The following is a 21,166-nucleotide window of genomic DNA, read 5'->3' as shown; positions in this document are numbered from 1 at the left end:
AAAATACGTGAGCGAGAAACGACGAATGCAAGCTTATTGGTGGAGTGGCTATGGCGCATGTATTTTTGCGCTGCTAATTAGTAAAAACGAATAAACAGCCTGTAAATGATAACAACCCTCACAAATCTGCTCAAGCAAGCGAATTTGTGAGGGGCACTTTCAGTCGTTTTCTCTGTTTCTGGCTTCGTTGTTAATCCACCGCAATCCTCACAGACACGGTCTGTACGGGGACATCATAAAAGGGATCTTCTCGTCGGCCTAAAAAGTCTTGGGCTTGTTGAGGGAAGAGGGCGTACATCAGCACGTCTTCTTCGCTTTTGGCATACTCAGCGATTTCTTCCCGAAAGGCTGGCAGTTGTGGTGCCAGTAGATCAGCTGGTCTGACGGTGATCACTTCAGCATCTCCGATGATTGTTTCTTTGATTTCGTCGGTGATGGGTGCTGGCGATTGACCGTAAAGTCCTTTGACGTAATCTTTGATCTCACTTGGGACAAGTTTGTAACGTTCTCCTGAAATCACATTCATCAAGGCTTGGGTACCGACCATTTGCGACAATGGGGTCACTAGTGGCGGATAGCCCAAGTCTGCTCTGACTTTTGGTACTTCTGCTAGGACTTCTTCATACTTGTCTTGCAATCCTTGTTCCGTCAATTGGCTGAGTAGGTTTGACAACATGCCACCAGGTACTTGATAGATCAAGGTTTTAGGTTCAATATCTTTGACTTTTGGATTCAGCAGACCTTCTTCACGGAAGCGATCACGAACGGGATTGAAATGTTCAGCAATCTCAGCGACTTTCTGCAAATCAAGTCCCGTAGCAAAGCCGCAATCTTCTAAGGCGATCGCCACAGATTCGGTTGCTGGCTGACTGGTGCCGCCAGCAAAGGAGGAGATGGCGGTATCAATGATGTCTGCACCGGCTTCCGCAACTTTTAAGTAAGTCATCTCAGCGATGCCGCTGGTGGCATGGGTATGGACTTCTAGCGGCAGATCGACGGCATCTTTGATTCGGCTGACCAGCTCGTAGCCAGTTTGCGGTGTCAAAACGCCTGCCATATCTTTGATACAGATGGAATCGGCGCCGAGGTTTGCCATTTTATGGGCAAGGTCGACGAAGTAATCCACCGTATGGATTTGGCTAGTAGTATAAGAGATTGCTGTTTGACAGTGTCCGCCGGCTGCTTTTGTGGCGCGGATGGCGGTTTCTAAATTGCGGACATCATTTAAGGCATCAAACAAACGAAGAATGTCGATGCCGTTTTCAACCGATTTGGTAACAAAGTCAGCAACGACGTCATCGGCATAGTTTTTGTAACCTAAGAGATTTTGTCCCCGTAAGAGCATTTGCAATTTGGTCTTTTTCACTTCTTTGCGGATCGCCCGCAATCTTTCCCATGGGTCTTCATTTAAAAAACGCAGACAAGCATCGAAGGTCGCGCCGCCCCACATTTCAAGGGCATGATAGCCTGCTTGATCCATGGTTTTTAAAATCGGCAGCATATCGCTGGTAGGCATCCGCGTGGCGATCAGACTTTGTTGGCCGTCCCGCAAGACGGTTTCGGTAAATTGGATTTTTTTCATTCTTTCACTCTTTCCTGAATGATTTTACGGATCTGCTGCTGCATATCTGCTACGCTATGAGTTCTAGAACGGCCACAAACTTTGGCATCTTGTTCACAGACGTAGCAGCTTCTTGTCGGCAGTCCGATTTCGGTGCGGCTGATAGGTAAAAGCTGGTCTTGGTTTTTGGCTAAGACATCCAGATCCACCAATCGACCATAAGGATGATGGGTCTCAATCTGAACCATCATTCGTTTTAGTTCATAAGGATCTGTGGGCAGTACGAGATAATATTCCGGTCCAGTTTCCAAACTACGGTAGAGGTTTGCCAGTGGAATCAGTTCCTTGACGGCCTCTTCGATTTCCGTAATGAGTTCTTCAAAAACGGCGGTCAATGGGGCAGAATTTTTCACGGGACCGGGAATATTCATGGTGGCAACAAGCAATGCCGCTTTTTCATCCGCAGCGAGAAGCTCCCGTTGAAGCGAGCTTCTATTTTCTCGTGCCTGCAGCATGTCGATTAGCGTCACAGGGGTTCCTGAAAATAGGGCATCAGACATTTTTGACCACATCAATGATCGTGCCATCGCGGTATTCGATCAAAGCGACGGTTTTTTCCCCGTACTTGATTGGTTCGGGTTGACCGACAATGCTGTAGGCTTTTTCTTTTAGCTCTTCAATGGTGTATTGGGGAATATCCAATGCTTCAAAATGGCTGATCAAGTCTTTGCGAGCTGGATTGATGGCGATCCCGATTTCTGTGACGACGACATCAATGCTGGCGCCTGGCGTGACGATCGTGTTGACGGTATCGACGATCGTTGGGATCCGTCCCCGCACGAGAGGAGCGATCACTAAGCTCATTTTGCACGCCATACTGGTATCTGAGTGTCCGCCAGAAGCACCGCGGATCACACCGTCAGAACCGGTGATGACATTGATGTTGAAATCCGTGTCGACTTCCAGTGCGGAAAGAATGGCGGTATCCAATTGATTGATAAACGCCCCTTTGCTTAACGGTGAGGCATACATATTGGCATCGATCTCGTAATGATTGGCGTTTTTTCCTAGCGATTGTGCGGAAGGGTGATCAAAGTCTTGGACATCGATCAGTTTTTCCACTAATCCTTCTTCTAACAGTTCCACCATGGCATTGGTGATGCCGCCAAGGGCAAAGCTGGCTTTGATCTCATCTTGGATCATTGCTTCGCGTAAAAAACGAGAAACGGCTAATGCGGCACCGCCCGTTCCAGTTTGGAAGGAGAAGCCATGTTGGTAGTAAGGCGAGCTGGTGATGACCTTGGCTGCATACTCAGCAATCAGCAATTCTTTTGGATTTTTGGTAAAGCGGGTCGCCCCTTTTGCGATCCCTGCAGGATCACCGATGGCGTCGACTTCCACGACATAATCGACATCCGTTTGGGGAATGCTGATTGGGGTATTTGGAAACGGCACCAGGGTGTCGGTGATGATCACGACTTGGTCGGCGTATTTTGCATCGACCATCGCATAGCCCAATGAGCCGCAGGTTGCTTTTCCGACGGTACCATTGGCATTGCCATACGCATCTGAGCTAGGCGCTCCTAAGAAAGCGACATCGATGTGGATATCGCCGGCGGCAATCGCACGAGCCCGACCGCCATGAGAACGGATAATGACTGGGGCATCCATAATGCCTTCGGAGATTGCGGCACCGACTTTGTCCCGCAGACCGCTGGAGGTGATATTGGTCACGACCCCAGATTTGATATGTCCGATCAATGGTTCATGGACATTCGCGATGGAACTAGGGGCAATCGCAAGATTCTTGATGCCCATTTTTGCGATCTCGTCCAAAACGAGATTCATGATAAAGTCCCCTTCGCGAAAATGATGGTGGAAGGAGATCGTCATGCCGTCCGTTAGCCCTGTTTTTTCAATGGCTTCACGTATGCTGCCTAAGACCTTGCTTTTGCCTGGCAGGACTGGCTCGATCTTGCGACTCGCTTCTTTGTAGGCACGGATATTGGCCGTTTCATTTTCAAAGACCCCGTATTGGTTGGCATAGCATTCAGGGATATCTTTTCCTGCTTTGTTTAACACCATAATTACACTTCCTCCTCGGTAATCAATTTCGCTGCTTTGGCAAGGGCAATCACACGTTCCGCTCGCTCAACGATTGGTTTATCGACCATTTTGCCATTCAAGGAGATCACACCAGAACCTTTGCTTTCGGCTTCACGAATGGCCCATATCACTTCTTTGGCCTGTTGGATCTCGGCTTTTGAAGGCGCATAGATCCCATTAACTAGGGGAATCTGCCGTGGATTGATCACTGATTTTCCGTCAAAACCAAGCTGCTTGATGCGGGTCGTTTCAGCGATAAAGCCATCTGTGTCATTGATATCAGAAAAGACGGTATCGATGGCGGCGATCCCCGCAGCTCTAGCTGCATGCAAAATCATACTGCGGGCAAACAACAACTCTTGCCCATCTGGGTAGCGACGGGTTTTCATATTGGTGACATAATCTTCTGCCCCTAAAGCGATCCCGATCAAGCGGTCGGAAGCTGTGGCGATGTCTCGGGCATTTAAAACGCCTTCGGCCGACTCGATGGCAGCCATCATTTTGGTGGTTCCTACAGGCAGATCGTTTTCTTCTTCTACTTGTGTGATCACAGCGGCAACGTCAATGATATCTTGGGCGGTTTCGGTTTTCGGTAGTCGAATGACGTTGACCCCCGCTAGGACCATCGCTTCGATATCAAGGGCACCCACCGTGTCGAGGCCGTTGATGCGCACGACGGTTTCGATGGCAGAATAGTCAAAGGTTTTTAAGGCAAAATGCACCAGTGTCCGAGCAGAGTCTTTTTCATTCAAGGAGACCGCATCTTCTAAATCAAACATAACGGAATCGGCGCCATACAATGGCGCATCCCGTAGCATGGCAGCATTGGCTCCTGGTACAAACATCATCGTTCTTCTTAAACGTTCCATGTGTCGATCTCCTTCCAAGCATACTGTTCTTGTTCGGCGGCCCGATGAACGGCGGTCAGAGTTCGGGCTTTGATGGTACAGTCCAATGCGCCTTTATCGGTGGCAGTGATTTTGGCCTGTGTCACGCCTAGATGGTTCAGCGTCTCAAGGATGACGGCGCGAATTTGTTTGCCGAATTGTTTTTCGACACTGCTATCGAGGGTCAGCTCGATGGTTTGGGTTGTGGTGGGCTCGATCGCGATCAAGATATCACTGGATTCAACAGAGCCAGCAACCGCACTTTTTTTGATTTCCACTTATTATCACCTCTAAATATAGTTATGCTGCATTAAAAATGAGAACGTTGTTTCTGGTAAAAATTGCTGCAAGAAAAGTAAATCTTTTTCTGCAATCGCTTTCCGAACTTTTGTAGCCGAAACGGTTGATTGGTTGATCTTCAGACGGTCGATCACGATCAGTTCAAGCTCGGGAGAAAAAACGGCAGCCATTGCCTCGTTGTAGAGTTGGGTCACGGGCGAGTAAGGCTCTGAGCCTACAAAACGCGTAGTGATCGCCAACAACGGCGCAATTTTTTCTTTGAAGAGGGTTGCATCAAAGGCGGCTTGTTTTTTGGCGATCGCCTCAGGTGCTTGCTCTTTCAAGAAATAACTGGGAAAAACTGCCGAAGAGACGAGATAGTTGTTGGTTGGCAGCACCGTTACATTTGGCAGGTGAGCCACGCCATCCGTCACCATCTGCAGCCGTTCACTGGCAGAAAATTGCGAGCGGTCTTCTGATAAAACGAACACATAAACCTGTTCTTTTTGACTCGCAGCCGTTTCGACTAAGTACAAATGTCCCTTGGTAAAAGGATTGGCGTTCATCACGATCGCGCCGTTGTTTTGTCCGATTCGCTGCCGTTGCAGTTGTTGGGCATAGCTTTCATAAGAAGGAACGCCTTGTTCCATGAACAAGATGTCTTGCGCAGCGAGCACTTCACGAAACCCGAGAGATTCAAAAAACAGACGATTTTTCGGTGCTGTATAGACGAAGGACTTGGTATAGCCCTCGTCTTTGATATGATCGCTAAGGTGCGAAATCAATTGCGTCAACAGCTGTTCGGAGCGTTTTTTTTCACAGACCACCACATACTTGATGATATTGGCATAGCAAGAAGCAGTAGCAATCAAGGTTTGCTGGTCAAAAATGCCGATGGTATAGGCTACTTCTTCACCGACGGCTAAGCCAGCACGGGTGATCAATTTTTGCCATTGCAAAAAGACTTCCGGATCTTTTTGCAGCCAGATTCTTTTTAGGGTATACATACAATGCCTTCTTTATTTTTTTACTGGGAAGAGCTTCGACAAAAGCAAAGATGCGAAGTAGATGATCAGGATCACGACAAAGACGCCGCCCCAACCGAATAACAACAATTCAAATGAAGTCAGTAAATCTTGACTCATAATTTTCCTCTCCTTTCTAGTGACCTAAGCAATCAGTGCCAGCAGTAAGCCACCGGCGATGACCGAAGCAATCTGTCCTGAAACGTTGGCACCGGCTGCATGCATCAAGATAAAGTTTTGCGGATCTTCATCTGTCGCCATTTTTTGGATGACCCGGCTAGACATTGGAAACGCAGAGATTCCGGCTGCGCCGATCATTGGATTGATTTTTTCTTTACGGAACAAGTTCAGCACTTTCGCAAACAACACCCCGCCGACCGAGTCCATAATGAAGGCAACCAGCCCTAAACCAATAACCATCAATGTATCGACTTGTAAAAATTCTTCATATTGCATTTTCACAGAAATTGATAAACCTAGGAGGATACTGATGATATTCACCAGTTCGTTTTGAGCGGTGATGGACAAACGATCCAAGACACCACATTCCCGCAAGAGATTTCCGAACATCAAAAATCCGACCAATGGCAATGAAACAGGAGCAATCAACCCTGCTACGATCGAGATCACGATCGGGAACAAAATTTTTGCCGTTTGCGAAACTTCATCGGCACGATACGTCATGCGGATTTTTCGTTCGTGCTTGGTCGTCACAGCTTTGATGGCTACCGGTTGAATGATCGGTACAAGCGCCATGTAAGAGTAAGCTGCTACCATGATCGCACCCATATATTTCGAGTTCAGCGTATTTGCGACAAAAATCGACGTTGGTCCGTCAGCGGCACCGATGATCCCGATGGAAGCTGCGTCGTTTAAATCAAAACCAAGCAGCACGGCAACGATGATCGTAAAGAAGATCCCGAATTGCGCAGCGGCACCAAACAACAAAAGAAATGGATTTTGCAGCAATGGACCGAAGTCGATCATCGCACCAATCCCGATAAACAAAAGCAAAGGGAACAATTCAGTTGAGATCCCCATATCAAACAATACTTGGAACGGGCCAGCTTCTCCACCAGCACTTAACACACCTGAGTTCGGGAAGTTCACTAACAACGTGCCCAATCCCATAGGGACCAACAAGGTTGGTTCATATTCTTTCTTGATCCCCAAATACATCAATAGACCACCGATGAGCATCATAACGATCCGTCCCGGCTCCGATCCTAACCCGACTACACCTTCAATTAACGTTTCCACTACGTCACTTCCTTTTCAATAAATTAGCCGATCGTAATCAGCAGTTCTCCTGGGTTGACCATGTCGCCCGCATTGACTGCAATGGCAACAACGGTTCCTGCTTTTGGTGCCACGATTTCATTTTCCATCTTCATGGCTTCTAAAATCATCAATGATTGGTTTTCTTGCACAGTATCCCCCACATTGACCAAGAGACGTAAAATCGTTCCCGGCATTGGAGAATGAATCGGCTCGCCGTCAGCAGGAAGCGTAGCTGGCGCTGGCGCTGGCTGTGGTGCTACTTCTGGTTCTGGTGTGCTGACTGGTTCTGGTTGAGCGGGTGCCGCTGCTGGAGCCGGTGTTGGCACTGCTGGGGCAGGAGCGGTAGGTTGCGGGGCACCGATTTCTTCCATTTCGACAAGGTATTCTTGCCCATCGATCGCTATTTTAAATTTACGTAACATGTTTTTCCCTCACTTGTTTTCATTTTTTTTGGCTATTTTTTTGATTGTGAACTGAGAATCTGATAGCTCTCCGGCGGCGATACTGGCGGCAATCAGGGTGACTCGCTTAAATTCAGGATTGCGTTTCTCAATTCTTCGAATGACAAACTGACTTTCAGGGGAACACTCGGCACCTAGTGCGGCGGCTATCAGACTGACTAACGGATAATCTTCTGCAGGCGCCGGCTGATAGCCCGACACTTCTTGCCAATCAGACGCGGGTGGGTCCGCTATCATTTCCCTTGGCTTCAGAGGAGGACTGACAGGCGCATCTGGTTCATCATGCGTTTTTTTGAACAATCTTTTAATAAGATTCATGGGTTTCTCCTTTCTCAATGATTCGTTCCCTTTCATTATAGAAACTCCCGTTCAATCAGCGAGATTTATTTCGGCTGAAAATTGTTTTTTCAGTGTTCCTTTTTTGAGAAAAGAGTGAAAAACCGATATAAACGCTGATTTATCAAGGTTTTTCTTGCGTTAATATTCTGTTAAGAACTTTTTAAACGAAAAATAAGATTTGAAAAGAGAAATTGTTTTTTTGCTGTTCTTTTTTTAAACGGGTCTTTTTTTCTATTTCTTGATTGTTTATTCTTAGACGTGTAAAGCATTCAATAACATTATTTCCTTTAATAAAAGAAAAATATTCACAAACTAGTGACGCTTGTCGCTAACAAATTACGGGCCTGTAATTTTTTTAAAATGTTTTTTGATAACGCTTACACATTTCGATGCATGAAAGGAAGAAGAAAATGTTCTTAACAATTTTGTCCTATGCCATGATTATTGTCTTCATGTTTGTCATCATGAAGAAAAAAATGTCACCCTTTACATCCTTAGTAATTATCCCATTACTATTTACCCTCGTTGCGATGGTTGCTGGTGTTTCCGAAAAAGGCAACATCGGTGATTTTGTCCTTGAGGGCATCTCCACAACAGCCAACACAGGAATCATGTTGCTGTTTGCGATTTTGTACTTTTCCATTATGTTGGATGCCGGTTTGTTTGATCCAATCACGAAAAAAATGATTTATTTTGCTAAAGGCGATCCGATGAAAGTCTTGATGGCAACGGCAGTCGTTGCCGCTGCGGTCTCTTTGAACGGTGATGGAACGACCACTACCTTGATCTGTTGTTCTGCGTTTATTCCCATCTATAAGAAGTTGAATATGAAAATGATGAACCTTGGTGTCTTGATCATTTTGCAAAATACCATCATGAACTTGTTGCCATGGGGCGGACCAACTGCTCGGGCAATGGCCGTGCTGGAAGTCGATGCGGATATTCTTTCTTATCTGCTGCCAGGAATGATCTTGTCTCTGCTCTATGTGGTTTTCTTTGTAGCTCGCAGAATGGGGATCCAAGAACGGAAACGTTTAGGGGTTACCGAGCTGACGAATGATGAGATTTTAGAAATGACAACTGTGACTGATCCTGATACATTAGCGATCCGCCGTCCGAAAAACTTTGTCTTCAACGGTATCTTAACAATCGTCTTGATTGGCTGGTTAGTAGCAAGCTCCTTTATCTCTAGTATCGCTTTACCGCCAATCTTGTTATTCCTTGTAGGTACGTGTATTGCATTGATGGTCAACTACCCAATCTTGAAAGACCAGTCGTCACGGATCGGTGCCAACGGCGGCGACGCTGTGCAAGTCGTAATTTTAGTTTTTGCAGCAGGCGTCTTCATGGGCTTGTTCCAAGGCTCAGGGATGGCAACGGCTTTGGCGAATAGCTTCACGCAAATCATCCCTAAACAATTGGCTGGTTTCTGGGGATTAGTCATTGCCCTGATTTCTGCACCTGGGACCTTCTTTATTTCCAATGACGGATTTTACTTTGGGGTCCTGCCAGTCTTAGCAGAAGCAGGTCGTTCGTATGGTTTCACCAATATGCAGATGGCCTTGGCGTCCTTAATGGGCCAAGCGTTCCACTTGTTAAGTCCATTGGTTGCCTTCATCTACTTGCTATTGCGCTTGACGGGCTTAGATATGGGGCAATGGCAAAAAGAAGCGGCGAAATACGCACTGGGGATTTTCGTGATCTTTGTCGTTACGATCGTACTATTGGGTCATATGCCGTTTTATATTCCACAGTAACTTCATAAAGAAACTATCGAGCAGGCTGCCATTTTGCTCGGTAGTTTTCCTTGTTTATCGATATATCTATTTTTTCCCAAAAATCTCATTTGTTTTTAGTATGATAGGAGTAAATCATGAATCCAATTATTGATGCAGTAAATAAAAATCTGGATCTGACCAAAAATAAACCATTAAAAGATTTGATCTATGAAGCGTTCAAAAAAACCATCATTTTAGGAGACATTCCCGCAGGCTCTCGCATCAATGAGAAAGAATTTTCCGATACGTTAAACATCAGCCGGACCCCAATTCGTTACGCCATGACTCAGCTGGTGGCTGAAAAACTGGTGGAACACGTACCAAAAATCGGCATCGTCGTAAAAGGGATCAGTATCAAAGATGCTTATGAGATTTACGATATCCGCAAATCATTGGATACATTGGCGACTATCAAAGCAATGGCCTTGATGAGTGAGGAAGATTTCCGGGAGATGCGCTGCTTGTTAGAACATGGCGAACAGCTGAATCGTGAGGATGATGTGGATGGGGTCTTGAAAAACTTTTCTGACTTCAATGCGTTTATTTACGAAAAAAGCCAGATGCTGCGGTTAAAAAGTATCGTGCTGGATCTGCAAGCGTACCTCGTTTATTTTCGTGACATTGCGATTCGCTCTTCTAGAAGAAGGGATGCGGCATTGGCGGAACATTGGCTGATTTATCGCGGCATGAGAACCAATGACGCGGAACAGATCACGTTGTTGACCCATGAACATTTGGATCACTCCCTGCAATTTATTCTTGCTGAAATGGAGCGAAGAAAAATTGACTGATTCCCGTCTTTTTATCGCCAGCAGCTATGCAGTCAATGCGCTGCATTATGAGGTAGCGTTAGCACCCAAGCCTGGTTTAGTAGATCCTTGCTCCTCTGGTGCGCATCAGGACATGAATGTGTTTACCTTTATCAACAGTATCACTTGTTTGGCGCCTTTTTTTCAGCGCTATAGCCAAGCTGGCTTTGCCCATACAGGCGCCCTGATCCAGCTGTTTGACCAGTTACGTGGGATCGGTCAAGAAGCAGAAGAAGCGATGCTTCAGGCAACCAAAGGCATCAATACCCACAAAGGGGCGAACTTTTCCTTTGCAGTTTTGTTGGGGGCGACAGGAGTCTATTATCAACAGCATGACAAGGCTGTGCTGACGGCTGAAGATACTAATCAGATCCTGCGGCTTGCCGCCAACATCTGCCAGCATTTGGTCAAGCAAGACCTGCAGCAAATCACCCACAAAGACCAGTTGTCTTACGGAGAAAAAAATTATTTGACCTACGGCACGATGGGGATTCGTGGAGAAGCCGCAGCTGGTTATCCAACGGTTAAAAAATTGCTGGAGTACTTACGGCAGCAACCACAAAAAACCTCCGTTTCCTTGTTGCGAGGGTTGGTCTATCTAATGAGTGAAACCGAAGACAGCAACCTCGTCCACCGAGGCGGCTACGAGGCGATGAAGACCGTGCAGCAGGAAATGCAAAAAATTCACCAAGCCAATCTGTCGGATACAGACTTGCTTCGTGAATTAACGACCTATGATCAATTGTTGATCGCACGCCATTTGAGTCCTGGCGGGTCGGCGGATCTTTTAGCCTTGGCCCTTTATTTCTTGCAGCTAGAAGGCGTCTCCTTCTGGTAAAAAGGTATAGCCGATCCCCCAAACGGTTTTCAAAAAACGGGCTTGCTTCGGCTCATCTTCAATTTTGTTTCGCAGATGATTGATAAAAACCATCACGGTATTGGCATCGAATTGGCCATCTTGCCAAACATTGCTGTAAATCTGTTCTTTCGAGAACACTTGATCCGGATTTTCCATGAAAAAGCGCATCAGCATGATTTCTTTTGAAGACAACTTGATGGGCTGGTCATTTTTGAAAAACTGATAGCGTTTTTGGTCAAAACGAAACATGCCGCTGCACAGATCCCCTTCCGGTTTGGCGATCCCTTTTTCTCGCAGCACGTTGCGGCGATCAAGAATCGAAACGATTTGTGCTTTTAAGAGTGCTGGTGAAAAAGGCTTCGTAATGTAGTGATCGGCACCGATCTCATAGCCGTTGATCATATCTTTTTCGTCACTTTTACCGCTCAAAAAGACGATCGGCACCGTGGGGTTTTCTTCTCGAATCAGTTGTGCCAAATGATAGCCGTCATTTTCATGCTCCAAACTGATATCCAGTAAAAAAAGATCAAAGCTGACACGAGAATTGATCGCAATCGTTTTTTCAACGGAATCAGTCTGGTAGATCAAAATGCCCGTCGATTGTAAAGATTTCCAAATCAGCCGCCGAATAGCAGGGTCATCATCAACGATTAAAATTTTTTCATCTCGCAAAATATCCGCCTCCTGTATCAATAGTATTATAGTAAATATGAAAGGGGTTTACAATGAAACCGCCATCAAAGTTTTGGCTGTATTTAAGCGTGGTCGCTACCTTATTCATTACATTGATTGGACTTATTTTTACCTTTACAAGTTATAAAAGCGCACAAAGACAAGCTGAAACCGTCGGGTTGCGGCAGTTAGAAACGGTCAACCAAGCGGCGATCAAGCTGATCAGCCGTAGTATCGAATCGTACCACATGGCTCTTGCCAATTATGCCGATGACCACCTCGAAGGTGCCGCCTTGGCTGATTTGCAGCGCCCCTTAACGTTACCAGTGATCAATTCCGCGAACAATGCCATGGTCGGATTGTTTTTGATAGACCAACAAGGTCAGGTCATCGCCCAAAATACCGCAACGTCTATAAATAAACCACAAGATCCAACGATGCAGGAACTGTTATTTAAAGACCCATCCTTAGACAAAGTATTGGCAGGACGACAAGTACAAAATGGGCAAGTCTATTTTGATGGCAAGCAGGCCTATTTAAATGTGTATCAGTCCTTAACCCTTGACGACAAAGAAGCGGTTCTTGTGATGCCTTTGAATCTGCAGCGTATGTATCATCATGAATTTACCACCGATCGCAATGTTTCCGGCTATACGATGGTCAAAAACGCCGATATGCGGATCGTTATGCACCCATCGGACGAACAAATTGGTTTTTCCATCGTTGAGAGCCGCAAAAAAGAATTTCCAGAGCTGGATTTCACCGATCTTGAGCGCTTGGAGCAAGAACAAATCGACAATGAAGAAGGCACCTCCGTCTATTATTCTTATTGGTGGAACGAAGAAACACTGCAAAAAGTGCTGAAATTGGCTGCTTATCAATGGATCACCATCGGCGACAGTCGGCTGATCGTCGCTAGCAATGCCGATTTTTTGGAGCAAAGCGGTCTCTTCTTACAAGACAACTTGATTTTGATCGGCCTACTGGGTTTGTTGTTTGTCATTATGATTTTATTGACCGTCCTGATCAAAAACTACATGAAACGCAATCAAGCCTATGTCGAAAACCAAGCATTGAAAGAACGACAACGGCTGTTAAAAGAAAAGCACGAAATCGAAAAAAACATTTTGCAAGAATCAAAACTGGAAACCATTGGCTTGCTAACGACCTCGATCGTCCATGACCTAAACAACTTTTTGACGCCAATGATTGGTCATCTGCAATTGCTGATCGAGGAAAACCAACACGATGAAGTCTTAGTGGAGGACTTGCAAGAAGTCTGCAAAGCGGCGGAAAAAGGCAAAGAGTTATCCAGCAATGTGCTGCGTTTTTCGAAACTCGAAAGTGCCGATAAAACTGTGCAGTCGATCGCTACTACCTTGACAGAAGCCATCGATACTATGCGCGCACTGTTGCCAAAAGCCTTTTCCCTTACGTATGATATCCAAGAAGTAGGATATGCCGTCTACGAGAAGATCGATCTGCAAGTCATCATTTACAATTTGTTGATGAATGTGTACCAAGCAAATGCCGATTGTAGCATTCGATTGAGTCCCACTTCGACAGAAAGCGCCACCTTTCCATTTCGTAAGCAAGCTTTCTCCGCACAACAGGAGTTTGCTTTGATCGAAATCGTCGACAACGGTCCCGGCATACCAGAAGCGATCCAAGAAAAAATCTTTACCCGCTTTTTCACGACCAAGAGTGCCACTGGCGGTACTGGTCTAGGACTCTTTACTGTCTCTTCGATCGTGGAAAAAAACGACTGGTTGATCGATGTTACAAGTACGCCTAAAGGAACCACCTTTTATATTGGTATTCCTCTAACTGATCCCGAAAAAGCCACTGAGCCCAACTGATCCGACGGGCTAGTTTCAGTGGTCTTTTTCTTGGGCATGCTGGAAGGCATTGATTTTTTGCAGGACTAGCAAGACCAGTACCAAGACAAAAATCGCTAGAGCAAAAAATAGGGCATCGTTCGCCATGCCTTGCGTTAACAATAGCTCGCGCAAAATCGCAGTAATACTGATCAAAATCAAGTAACGGACGGGAATATGGTGTCCGTCCTTCATATACCGCAGCAACATCAAAATGATTTCTAACAAAATGAATAACGTGGCAATTTCTTCAATCAAAAAGGACAGGTGGGGCGCTTCACTTAAAGGAAAGAGCGTCGTGCTGATCATAAAAATCGCTTTTCCCATAAAAATCAAGACGACAACGACTAAGATCGCTAACATGCTATCAATACAGATACTGATCACTCGCTCGAACATCCGGGTCAATTTTTCCATTTGCCACTCCATTTCTGCTTTTTCTTTTATTATACAAAAGAAGGCGCAGGACAAAGGGAAAAGAACAGTGAAAGAACAATCGCGACAATATCTTTTTGACCGCGAACTTAACGGTCATTCTATGAGCGGGACCTTTGTGGCAGCTTTGAATAGCAGAAATTAGCGAGGAAAATATAGTATCTTTTTCCGATAAAATTAGAAAAAGATGAGAACGGATAGTTAAAATATACACAAATTATTACGAGACACTTAGTTTCTTTTTTTGTTACAATGGTTAAATAAAATAGAACTCTGTTTAAATGTTGCTTAAACAATGTTTTTATCGCTATCGAATAGAAAAATAGTCCGATCGCAAGATGTTTATCATTGTTAATAAAGTAACAAGTTAAGCAGGGTTCGCAAGAAAAATGCCTCTTTTCTCATCATATATGACGGGGATCAGTGAGGAGAAAAGGGCAAAAAGAAAAACGGAGGGAAACAAATGAAAAAAAGTGGATGGTCAAAATGGGTGATTGGGGCAGCCTCATTATTGTTGCTTAGTGCATGTGGTGCCGATGGCGGAACAAAAGCCAGCAGCAGTGCGGCAAGCTCTTCTTCAGAAAGTGAAGTCACTTCAGGTGCTTCCCAACAAGAGTATACCGATCCAGCAGAGTTAAAAGATCAATATGATATCGTCATCGTTGGTGCTGGCGGTGCAGGGATGGCAGCAGCCTTGTCGGCTAAAGATGCTGGAATGAATCCAGTCATTTTAGAAAAAATGCCGATCGCAGGCGGAAATACCTTGAAATCTTCTGGCGGAATGAACGCATCAGAAACCAAATTCCAAGAAGCCCAAGGCATTGAAGATTCGAATGAACAATTTTTTGAAGATACCCTTAAAGGTGGTAAAGGAACCAACGATCAAGAATTGCTGCATTATTTAGTAGACAACTCTGCTTCAGCGATTGATTGGTTGGATTCAATGGGGATCACTTTAGACAATATCAGTTATAGCGGCGGTGCCAGTGTGAAACGGATCCATCGCCCTCACGACGGTTCAGCAGTCGGTACGTATTTGGTGGATGGCCTGTTAAGAAACATTCATGAGCAAGAAATTCCTTTGTTTGTAAATGCTGATGTGACAAAAATCAATGAAACAGACGGCAAAGTCACTGGCGTCAACGTGAAAATCAATGGCGAAGAAAAAGAAATCGCTGGTGATGCAGTGGTTGTTACTACTGGTGGTTTTGGCTCCAACAAAGAACTGATCGAAAAATATCGTCCAGATCTGAAAGGCTATGTCAGCACGACTTCTGAAGGAAGTACAGGCGATGGCATCAAGATGATCGAAGAATTAGGCGGCGCAACGGTTGATATGGATCAAATCCAAGTCCATCCAACAGTGGTTCAAGATACAGGGATGTTGATCAGTGAAACCGTTCGTGGAGAAGGCGCCATTTTGGTGAACCAACAAGGGGAACGTTTCTACAATGAATTAGAAACCCGCGACAATGTTTCAGCTGCTATTACGGATCTGCCAGAAAGCTATGCCTACTTGATTTTTGACAATGCGTTAGCAGGTAGAGCCAAACAAGTCGATTACTACAAAGAACGAGGTGTAGTGGTAGAAGCTGACACCATCGAAGCGTTAGCTGAAAAAATTGATGTTGATCCAGCAACCTTGAAGAAAACTTTAGATACATGGAACCAAGCAGTGGCAGACAAAGCCGACAAAGATTTCGGTCGTGAAACGGCGATGGACTATGATTTGACGGAAGGACCATTCTATGCGATTCAAATTGCACCTGGGATCCACCATACTATGGGCGGCGTCAAGATCAATACGAAGACCCAAGTGTTGAAAGAAGATGGCACACCAATCACTGGCTTGTATGCAGCAGGTGAAGTGACCGGCGGTATCCATGGACAAAATCGAATCGGCGGCAATGCTGTAGCCGACATTATGGTCTTTGGTCGCCAAGCAGGCGCGCAATCCTCTGACTATGTGAAAGAAAACGGGAAATAAGCGGCTGTTTTTTCCTAAAAAAGATCGTCTATAAAGAAAGAAACTTGGAACGAATCCTGTTAAGTGATTAGGAGGAGAATCGTTTCAAGTTTTTTTGTATTTCTAACTGAAAGGACGGAAAACTAGTCATTATAATCTTATAATGATTAAGTCGTTTATCATACATATATAAATAAACTATTTATAAATGTAGGGTTTGCTTTTCAATGAATCGGAATCAAGGAATAAACGGATAGGATTGGTTTATTCGATGATAAAAAATTTTAGGAGGCAGAGTATGAAAAACGCATTGGTAAAATGGTCGGTCGGGGTGGCAATCTTACTTGGAGGGACCTTGTTCTTCACGGGGAAACAAGTATTTGCTCATGGTTATGTGGAATCACCGGTCAGTCGGGGCTATCAAGGGTCTTTGGATCGCAATACGTTAGGGTGGAGCGCTGCGTTTGAAAAATATGGCAATGTCATTTCAAACCCACAATCATTGGAAACCAAAAAGGGCTTTCCAGAAGCAGGACCAGTAGATGGTCGTATCGCTTCGGCAGATGGTGGACTCGGACAAATCGGGGACTTTGTTCTTGATGAACAAGGAACCAATCGTTGGACCAAACAAGACATCAATCAAGGACCATTGCGGGTCAATTGGCACTATACAGCGCCTCACAAGACCACAAAATGGCATTACTATATCACGAAACCAGGTTGGGATCAAAACGCGCCACTTTCGAGAGATAGCTTGGAATTGATCGCTACTGTGAATCACGATGGTTCGGCTGCCAGCAATAGCCCAAGCCATACCATTACCATTCCAGAAAATCGTCTCGGTTACCATGTCATTTTAGCGGTCTGGGATGTTGCCGATACGCCAAATGCCTTTTATAACGTGATCGACGTCAACGTTTCCGGCTCAACGGTCATTCCCGAAAAACCAGCAGCACCAGCAAATGTCCGCTCAGAACGAGTGACTAGCAGCACGGTGGCTTTAGCATGGAACGGTCAAACCGATGCGAAAGAATACAACGTGTATCGCGATGGTGCCTTAGTGGCAACGACTACTGAGCCAACTTTTACCGACACACAATTAAAAGCCAACACAACCTATAGCTATCAAGTAGAAGCAGTCGGCTTTACTGCGTTAGTTTCAGAAAAAAGTGCTGCAGTGAAAGTGACTACCTCAGCAGACAATCAAGTCGAAACCCCTTCGACACCAGGCAACCTGCACCAAATGAGCGTGACAGACAGCAGCGTTTCCTTAATGTGGCAAGCATCGACTCATACAAATGGGATCGCTGGATATGACGTTTACCGCAATGGCGTAAAAATTGCTACAGCCACAGGGACAACCTATGAAGACACGAATCTAGCAGCGGATACAACCTACAATTACCAAATCAAAGCAATCAGCAAAACGGGCGAACAATCCGCTTTCAGTAACCAGCTGAGCGTGAAAACCAATGCCAAAGAAGAAACTGAAACACCTGGAGGCGGGGAGTCAGAATACCGTGTGTGGAAACTAGGTACATTCTCTGCACCAGAAGTGTATACAAGTGGTGAAATCGTGAGCCATAAAGGCAGCAATTATGTCGTGATTAACACCCACTCAAATTACGGGGACACCACTTGGTCTCCTGATCAAGCACCAACCTTGTTTAAGAAGCTGTAACCCTTGAATGAATCAGGAAAGCAAGAGCAGTGCGGAGGCACTGCTCTTTTTGGCTCTTTTATGAGTGAATGGCTGAATCTTTGTTCGATTCGTGCAACCAATTGGACGAATTCGTTTGAGGAATGCAAAAACAGGTGCTGCTATGCATCATGCGTAGCAGCACCTGTTTTTTGTTTTAGATCAAGAATAGAAGAAACGGATCAAGATTCCACCTAGAATCAGCACGATCGCACCGCATAAACGGTTGGCCATTTGGGCAAAAGCAATCATTTCCATTCTATCAGAGGCAGACAATACAGCGATATTACCTGTTCCCCCCATCGAGTTGTTGATCATACCGGCGCCAATTGCGGTTTCAACGGGGTACATCCCCAATACCATCCCGAAGAACCAGCTGGCAGCCCCCATAGATACGACACTGGTTAGGCAAAGCACGACAAATTGCCAAGTAAAGGCAGAGGCCAATGTTGACAGATCGATCAATGCCAAACCAATCCCCGCCAAGACCGCGTGGGTCAAATTCGTCATTACAACATTGTTGAACATCACCACAGAATCTTCGAGTTTCTTAGGGACAATGTTCAAGGCTTTCAGAATAAAGACAATCACGATCATAAAGGCATACTCGTGAATTTTAGGGAAAAAGTCGCTTAAAATTGCACCAACGACCAACAGTGAGAAGGAAAACAGCATCCCAACCCCGATTTGTTGGGCATCAAGCGTTATTTTTGGTTTTTCTAATTCTTCTTTCGTGGCATTGATCAGGGTGCCATGGCCATTGTATTTGGTTTTAGCAAAGGTCTTTGCGATAAATAAAGCACCAATAATGGCAAGAATATTCCCGAAAGTAACTGCTGGCGCTAATTGAGAAAAGATGGCGGCTTGATTACCGTTTGCCAAGCCATCAGCATAAATTTGTGAAAGTGGGGTGATTCCCGCACCCATCCCGCCAGACATCATTGGTAGAGACACATACATCACCGAATCAGCGAATCCATTGCCTAGCAGCATACCGACAAGGCCGACGGAGAAAAAGCCTATTACCATGGTGATCAAAGCAACAGGAATGAATTTCGTAGAAGCTTTCACCAACAAATTGCGGTTCATACCTAAAATCGAGCCGCAAATCAAAGCGGCAATATAGAAATCAAGAAAGCCAAAACCGCCCCCCATGAAGTCACTGACCGCGTCAATGACTTTCGTGGGTACGAGATGGAAGGAGGCTAAAAGGGTGGCACCAAGCAGGGTAAAAACTGACCCACCGCCAAGATAAGAATTCATGATCGGGAGTTTTTCCCCAATGAAATACAGCAGGTGTCCTAAGGCAACCAGTAAAATGGTGATCCCAACCATATTTAATGGCAACTTGTCTAAGGCAATCGCACTGAATATGACAACCATGAAAAAGAGATACAAGGGAAGACTAATTCCCGAAATCGTCATCGTTTTTAATTTATTCATTTTTCAGACCTTCCTAGTATGTTGGATACCATTTAAGATTTTGGACAGCTTTTGCCATATCGGTTTCTTGCGCTTGGGCTAGTCCTTGTTCTTTGGCTTTATTGGCAACTGCTTCAGCCACTTTGATGGAAACGTCCGCAACGTATTCAAATGGTGGAAGAACAGGTGCACCGGGTTGGCTCAGATCAACCAAACCACTTAATGAGTGAGCAGCGGCACCAATCATTTCGTCGGTCAAGAGAGAGGCTTCTGAAGCCAACATACCTAACCCTAGACCAGGATAGATCAAGGCGTTGTTTGCTTGGCCGATTTGGTAGTCGACTCCTTTGTATTGGATTGTTCCTGAAGGGACACCGGTTGCCACAAAGGCTTTTCCATCAGACCATTCGATTACTTGCTCAGCCGTTGCTTCTAATTTTTTGGTTGGATTCGAGATAGGGAAAATCACTGGACGAGCAGTGTTTTCACACATCGCTTCCACAACTTCTTTGGTAAAGGCACCGGCATTGGTTGAAGTACCGACCAAAATCGTTGGTTTTGCGACTTTAATGACATTGATCAATTGCGTCATATCGCCAGCATTGGCAAAGTCAGCCCGCTTTTTAGCAAATGGTTTTTGTGCAGGAGTCAAATCGGACATATCATCAAACAAAAGCCCTTGTTTGTCAACCATAAAGAAATGATTGTAGGCTTCTTCTTCTGAAAGCCCTTCGCTGACCATTTCCGCATGGACTCGACTGGCTATCCCGGCACCAGCGGAACCACCACCATAACATAAGTAGACTTGATCCGTTAATTTTTCACCTGTAATATCTAACGCGCCGAAGATACCGCCCAGTACAACGATTCCCGTTCCTTGGATGTCATCGTTAAAAGTTGGAATCGTTTGTTTGTATTTGTCCAAAATCGTTGCAGCATTTGAACGGCCAAAGTCTTCCCAGTGCAAGTAAAGTTTAGGGAACAATGATTCTGCCGTTTGAACAAATTGATCGATGAATTGGTAGTAAGCGTCACCGTAGACACGTTCTTGACGATTGCCTAGATACAAATGATCCTCTAACAATTCTTTACGGTTGGTACCGGCATCGATCACGATTGGTAAAACAGAAGCAGGGTCGATCCCAGCAGCTGCGGTATAAATCATCAATTTACCGACAGAAATATCGACACCTTGGACACCCCAATCACCAATCCCAAGAATTCCTTCAGCATCTGTGGCTACGATCAAGCGAATGTCCCGATCGCCAGCGGCATTTTTCAACGTTTCTTCGATGTTTTCTGGATGATTGATATCTAAGTATGCTGCATATTGAGGATCAACGAATAGGCGGCTGTAATTTTCAATGGTATCAGCAATCGTTGGATCGTAGACGATCGGATTGAATTCAACGATATGTTGGTTGAACAAATAGTAGAACAATGTCCGATTGGTATTAAAGATCTCCATTAAAAAGTGACGTTTTTCAATGTCTGATTCTTTTGTGACATATTGCAAATAGGCTTGTTCTGCTTGTTCTTCGATCGTTTGCACGTGAGGGGGCAATAAACCGATCAATCCTAGTTCTTTTCGTTCTTCTTGTGTAAACGCGGTTCCTTTGTTTAAAAATGGGTTATTTAAAATGTCATGTGCTTTCATTATGTTCCTCCAATAGATATATTTTGAGTACTCGTTCATTTCCATTAGCTACT

General features: G+C 45.1%; 20 protein-coding genes. 6 read left to right on the top strand and 14 right to left on the bottom strand.

Features of this window, described 5'->3' with window-relative positions; translation table 11 throughout:
- Nucleotides 1–190: 190 nt before the first annotated feature.
- Genes CXM95_RS17605 through CXM95_RS17565 form a run of 10 tightly spaced genes read right to left on the bottom strand, consistent with a single transcriptional unit; the run spans nucleotide 191 to nucleotide 7,918 of the window.
- A complete protein-coding gene (locus CXM95_RS17605; RefSeq protein ID WP_101699532.1) occupies nucleotides 191–1,582 on the bottom strand; it encodes an oxaloacetate decarboxylase subunit alpha in 1,392 nt (463 codons plus the stop codon).
- Nucleotides 1,579–2,121, bottom strand: a complete 543-nt coding sequence (gene citX, locus CXM95_RS17600; RefSeq protein ID WP_233499073.1) for a citrate lyase holo-[acyl-carrier protein] synthase — start codon at nucleotides 2,119–2,121, stop codon at nucleotides 1,579–1,581. Before citX ends, CXM95_RS17605 begins: the two co-directional genes overlap by 4 nt.
- Complete coding sequence (gene citF, locus CXM95_RS17595; RefSeq protein WP_101699530.1) at nucleotides 2,114–3,646, bottom strand: citrate lyase subunit alpha; 1,533 nt, start codon at nucleotides 3,644–3,646, stop codon at nucleotides 2,114–2,116. The genes citX and citF overlap by 8 nt, the downstream gene beginning before the upstream one ends.
- Nucleotides 3,647–3,648: 2 nt before the next feature.
- Nucleotides 3,649–4,536, bottom strand: a complete 888-nt coding sequence (citE, locus tag CXM95_RS17590) for a citrate (pro-3S)-lyase subunit beta (RefSeq protein ID WP_005230463.1) — start codon at nucleotides 4,534–4,536, stop codon at nucleotides 3,649–3,651.
- Nucleotides 4,524–4,832 carry a citrate lyase acyl carrier protein gene (gene citD, locus CXM95_RS17585; protein ID WP_005230465.1) on the bottom strand — a complete coding sequence of 103 codons (309 nt, stop codon included), beginning with the start codon at nucleotides 4,830–4,832 and terminating at the stop codon, nucleotides 4,524–4,526. Before citD ends, citE begins: the two co-directional genes overlap by 13 nt.
- Before the next feature lie 12 nt (nucleotides 4,833–4,844).
- Complete coding sequence (gene citC, locus CXM95_RS17580) at nucleotides 4,845–5,840, bottom strand: [citrate (pro-3S)-lyase] ligase (RefSeq protein ID WP_101699529.1); 996 nt, start codon at nucleotides 5,838–5,840, stop codon at nucleotides 4,845–4,847.
- A gap of 12 nt (nucleotides 5,841–5,852) precedes the next feature.
- Nucleotides 5,853–5,978 carry an OadG-related small transporter subunit gene (locus CXM95_RS19130; RefSeq protein WP_008381833.1) on the bottom strand — a complete coding sequence of 42 codons (126 nt, stop codon included), beginning with the start codon at nucleotides 5,976–5,978 and terminating at the stop codon, nucleotides 5,853–5,855.
- Between the two features lie 24 nt (nucleotides 5,979–6,002).
- Entirely contained in the window at nucleotides 6,003–7,118 is a 1,116-nt protein-coding gene (locus CXM95_RS17575) for a sodium ion-translocating decarboxylase subunit beta (RefSeq protein ID WP_101699528.1), read from the bottom strand.
- 23 nt (nucleotides 7,119–7,141) lie between these two features.
- Complete coding sequence (locus CXM95_RS17570) at nucleotides 7,142–7,561, bottom strand: acetyl-CoA carboxylase biotin carboxyl carrier protein subunit (RefSeq protein ID WP_101699527.1); 420 nt, start codon at nucleotides 7,559–7,561, stop codon at nucleotides 7,142–7,144.
- A gap of 9 nt (nucleotides 7,562–7,570) precedes the next feature.
- Nucleotides 7,571–7,918 carry a hypothetical protein gene (locus tag CXM95_RS17565; protein ID WP_223347142.1) on the bottom strand — a complete coding sequence of 116 codons (348 nt, stop codon included), beginning with the start codon at nucleotides 7,916–7,918 and terminating at the stop codon, nucleotides 7,571–7,573.
- A gap of 431 nt (nucleotides 7,919–8,349) precedes the next feature.
- Between CXM95_RS17565 and CXM95_RS17560 the strand changes: the two genes are divergently transcribed.
- The 3 genes from CXM95_RS17560 to citG all read left to right on the top strand — a co-directional run bounded on the left by CXM95_RS17560 (nucleotide 8,350) and on the right by citG (nucleotide 11,364).
- The gene (locus CXM95_RS17560; RefSeq protein WP_010748906.1) at nucleotides 8,350–9,696 is read left to right on the top strand and encodes a CitMHS family transporter; all 1,347 of its coding nucleotides are present in this window, start codon (nucleotides 8,350–8,352) and stop codon (nucleotides 9,694–9,696) included.
- Nucleotides 9,697–9,812: 116 nt separating this feature from the next.
- Nucleotides 9,813–10,508, top strand: coding sequence for a GntR family transcriptional regulator (locus CXM95_RS17555; RefSeq protein WP_101699526.1), 696 nt, complete (start codon nucleotides 9,813–9,815; stop codon nucleotides 10,506–10,508).
- Nucleotides 10,501–11,364 (top strand): triphosphoribosyl-dephospho-CoA synthase CitG, encoded by an 864-nt coding sequence (citG, locus tag CXM95_RS17550; RefSeq protein WP_233499072.1) that lies wholly within the window; start codon nucleotides 10,501–10,503, stop codon nucleotides 11,362–11,364. The genes CXM95_RS17555 and citG overlap by 8 nt, the downstream gene beginning before the upstream one ends.
- Here citG and CXM95_RS17545 read toward each other — a convergent pair.
- Nucleotides 11,341–12,057, bottom strand: a complete 717-nt coding sequence (locus CXM95_RS17545; RefSeq protein ID WP_008381846.1) for a response regulator transcription factor — start codon at nucleotides 12,055–12,057, stop codon at nucleotides 11,341–11,343. The two genes, citG and CXM95_RS17545, sit on opposite strands and share 24 nt — an antisense overlap.
- Before the next feature lie 53 nt (nucleotides 12,058–12,110).
- Here CXM95_RS17545 and CXM95_RS17540 point away from each other — a divergent pair, with 53 nt between their 5' ends.
- Entirely contained in the window at nucleotides 12,111–13,916 is a 1,806-nt protein-coding gene (locus CXM95_RS17540) for a sensor histidine kinase (protein WP_101699524.1), read from the top strand.
- A 15-nt stretch (nucleotides 13,917–13,931) separates the two neighbouring features.
- Here CXM95_RS17540 and CXM95_RS17535 read toward each other — a convergent pair whose 3' ends face one another.
- Nucleotides 13,932–14,351, bottom strand: coding sequence for a phosphate-starvation-inducible PsiE family protein (locus tag CXM95_RS17535; protein WP_008381850.1), 420 nt, complete (start codon nucleotides 14,349–14,351; stop codon nucleotides 13,932–13,934).
- Between the two features lie 481 nt (nucleotides 14,352–14,832).
- Here CXM95_RS17535 and CXM95_RS17530 point away from each other — a divergent pair, with 481 nt between their 5' ends.
- Both CXM95_RS17530 and CXM95_RS17525 read left to right on the top strand, forming a co-directional pair.
- Complete coding sequence (locus CXM95_RS17530) at nucleotides 14,833–16,356, top strand: flavocytochrome c (protein WP_101699523.1); 1,524 nt, start codon at nucleotides 14,833–14,835, stop codon at nucleotides 16,354–16,356.
- Between the two features lie 277 nt (nucleotides 16,357–16,633).
- The gene (locus CXM95_RS17525; protein ID WP_176257016.1) at nucleotides 16,634–18,016 is read left to right on the top strand and encodes a lytic polysaccharide monooxygenase; all 1,383 of its coding nucleotides are present in this window, start codon (nucleotides 16,634–16,636) and stop codon (nucleotides 18,014–18,016) included.
- 180 nt (nucleotides 18,017–18,196) lie between these two features.
- Here the strand turns inward: CXM95_RS17525 and CXM95_RS17515 are convergent, their stop codons facing one another.
- Together CXM95_RS17515 and CXM95_RS17510 are read right to left on the bottom strand one after the other, a co-directional pair.
- Entirely contained in the window at nucleotides 18,197–19,477 is a 1,281-nt protein-coding gene (locus CXM95_RS17515; RefSeq protein WP_101699522.1) for a 2-hydroxycarboxylate transporter family protein, read from the bottom strand.
- 13 nt (nucleotides 19,478–19,490) lie between these two features.
- The gene (locus CXM95_RS17510) at nucleotides 19,491–21,152 is read right to left on the bottom strand and encodes a malolactic enzyme (RefSeq protein WP_279612812.1); all 1,662 of its coding nucleotides are present in this window, start codon (nucleotides 21,150–21,152) and stop codon (nucleotides 19,491–19,493) included.
- Nucleotides 21,153–21,166 lie beyond the last annotated feature (14 nt).

The organism is Enterococcus sp. CR-Ec1 (assembly GCF_002850555.1).
Classification (GTDB): domain Bacteria; phylum Bacillota; class Bacilli; order Lactobacillales; family Enterococcaceae; genus Enterococcus_D; species Enterococcus_D entomosocium.
The sequence above is the reverse complement of the archived record's forward strand: the minus strand, read 5'-3'. Positions and strand labels throughout refer to the sequence as shown.

Excerpts from the sequence above, each read along its gene's own strand:
- CXM95_RS17525 (WP_176257016.1), top strand. The coding sequence starts at position 16,634 with ATGAAAAACGCATTGGTAAAATGGTCGGTCGGGGTGGCAATCTTACTT.
- citE (WP_005230463.1), bottom strand. The coding sequence starts at position 4,536 with ATGGAACGTTTAAGAAGAACGATGATGTTTGTACCAGGAGCCAATGCT.
- CXM95_RS17540 (WP_101699524.1), top strand. The coding sequence starts at position 12,111 with ATGAAACCGCCATCAAAGTTTTGGCTGTATTTAAGCGTGGTCGCTACC.
- CXM95_RS17555 (WP_101699526.1), top strand. The coding sequence starts at position 9,813 with ATGAATCCAATTATTGATGCAGTAAATAAAAATCTGGATCTGACCAAA.
- CXM95_RS17510 (WP_279612812.1), bottom strand. The coding sequence starts at position 21,152 with ATGAACGAGTACTCAAAATATATCTATTGGAGGAACATAATGAAAGCA.
- citC (WP_101699529.1), bottom strand. The coding sequence starts at position 5,840 with ATGTATACCCTAAAAAGAATCTGGCTGCAAAAAGATCCGGAAGTCTTT.
- CXM95_RS17570 (WP_101699527.1), bottom strand. The coding sequence starts at position 7,561 with ATGTTACGTAAATTTAAAATAGCGATCGATGGGCAAGAATACCTTGTC.
- CXM95_RS17560 (WP_010748906.1), top strand. The coding sequence starts at position 8,350 with ATGTTCTTAACAATTTTGTCCTATGCCATGATTATTGTCTTCATGTTT.
- CXM95_RS17535 (WP_008381850.1), bottom strand. The coding sequence starts at position 14,351 with ATGGAAAAATTGACCCGGATGTTCGAGCGAGTGATCAGTATCTGTATT.
- citX (WP_233499073.1), bottom strand. The coding sequence starts at position 2,121 with ATGTCTGATGCCCTATTTTCAGGAACCCCTGTGACGCTAATCGACATG.
- CXM95_RS17515 (WP_101699522.1), bottom strand. The coding sequence starts at position 19,477 with ATGAATAAATTAAAAACGATGACGATTTCGGGAATTAGTCTTCCCTTG.
- CXM95_RS17530 (WP_101699523.1), top strand. The coding sequence starts at position 14,833 with ATGAAAAAAAGTGGATGGTCAAAATGGGTGATTGGGGCAGCCTCATTA.
- CXM95_RS17605 (WP_101699532.1), bottom strand. The coding sequence starts at position 1,582 with ATGAAAAAAATCCAATTTACCGAAACCGTCTTGCGGGACGGCCAACAA.
- citF (WP_101699530.1), bottom strand. The coding sequence starts at position 3,646 with ATGGTGTTAAACAAAGCAGGAAAAGATATCCCTGAATGCTATGCCAAC.
- CXM95_RS19130 (WP_008381833.1), bottom strand. The coding sequence starts at position 5,978 with ATGAGTCAAGATTTACTGACTTCATTTGAATTGTTGTTATTCGGTTGG.
- CXM95_RS17565 (WP_223347142.1), bottom strand. The coding sequence starts at position 7,918 with ATGAATCTTATTAAAAGATTGTTCAAAAAAACGCATGATGAACCAGAT.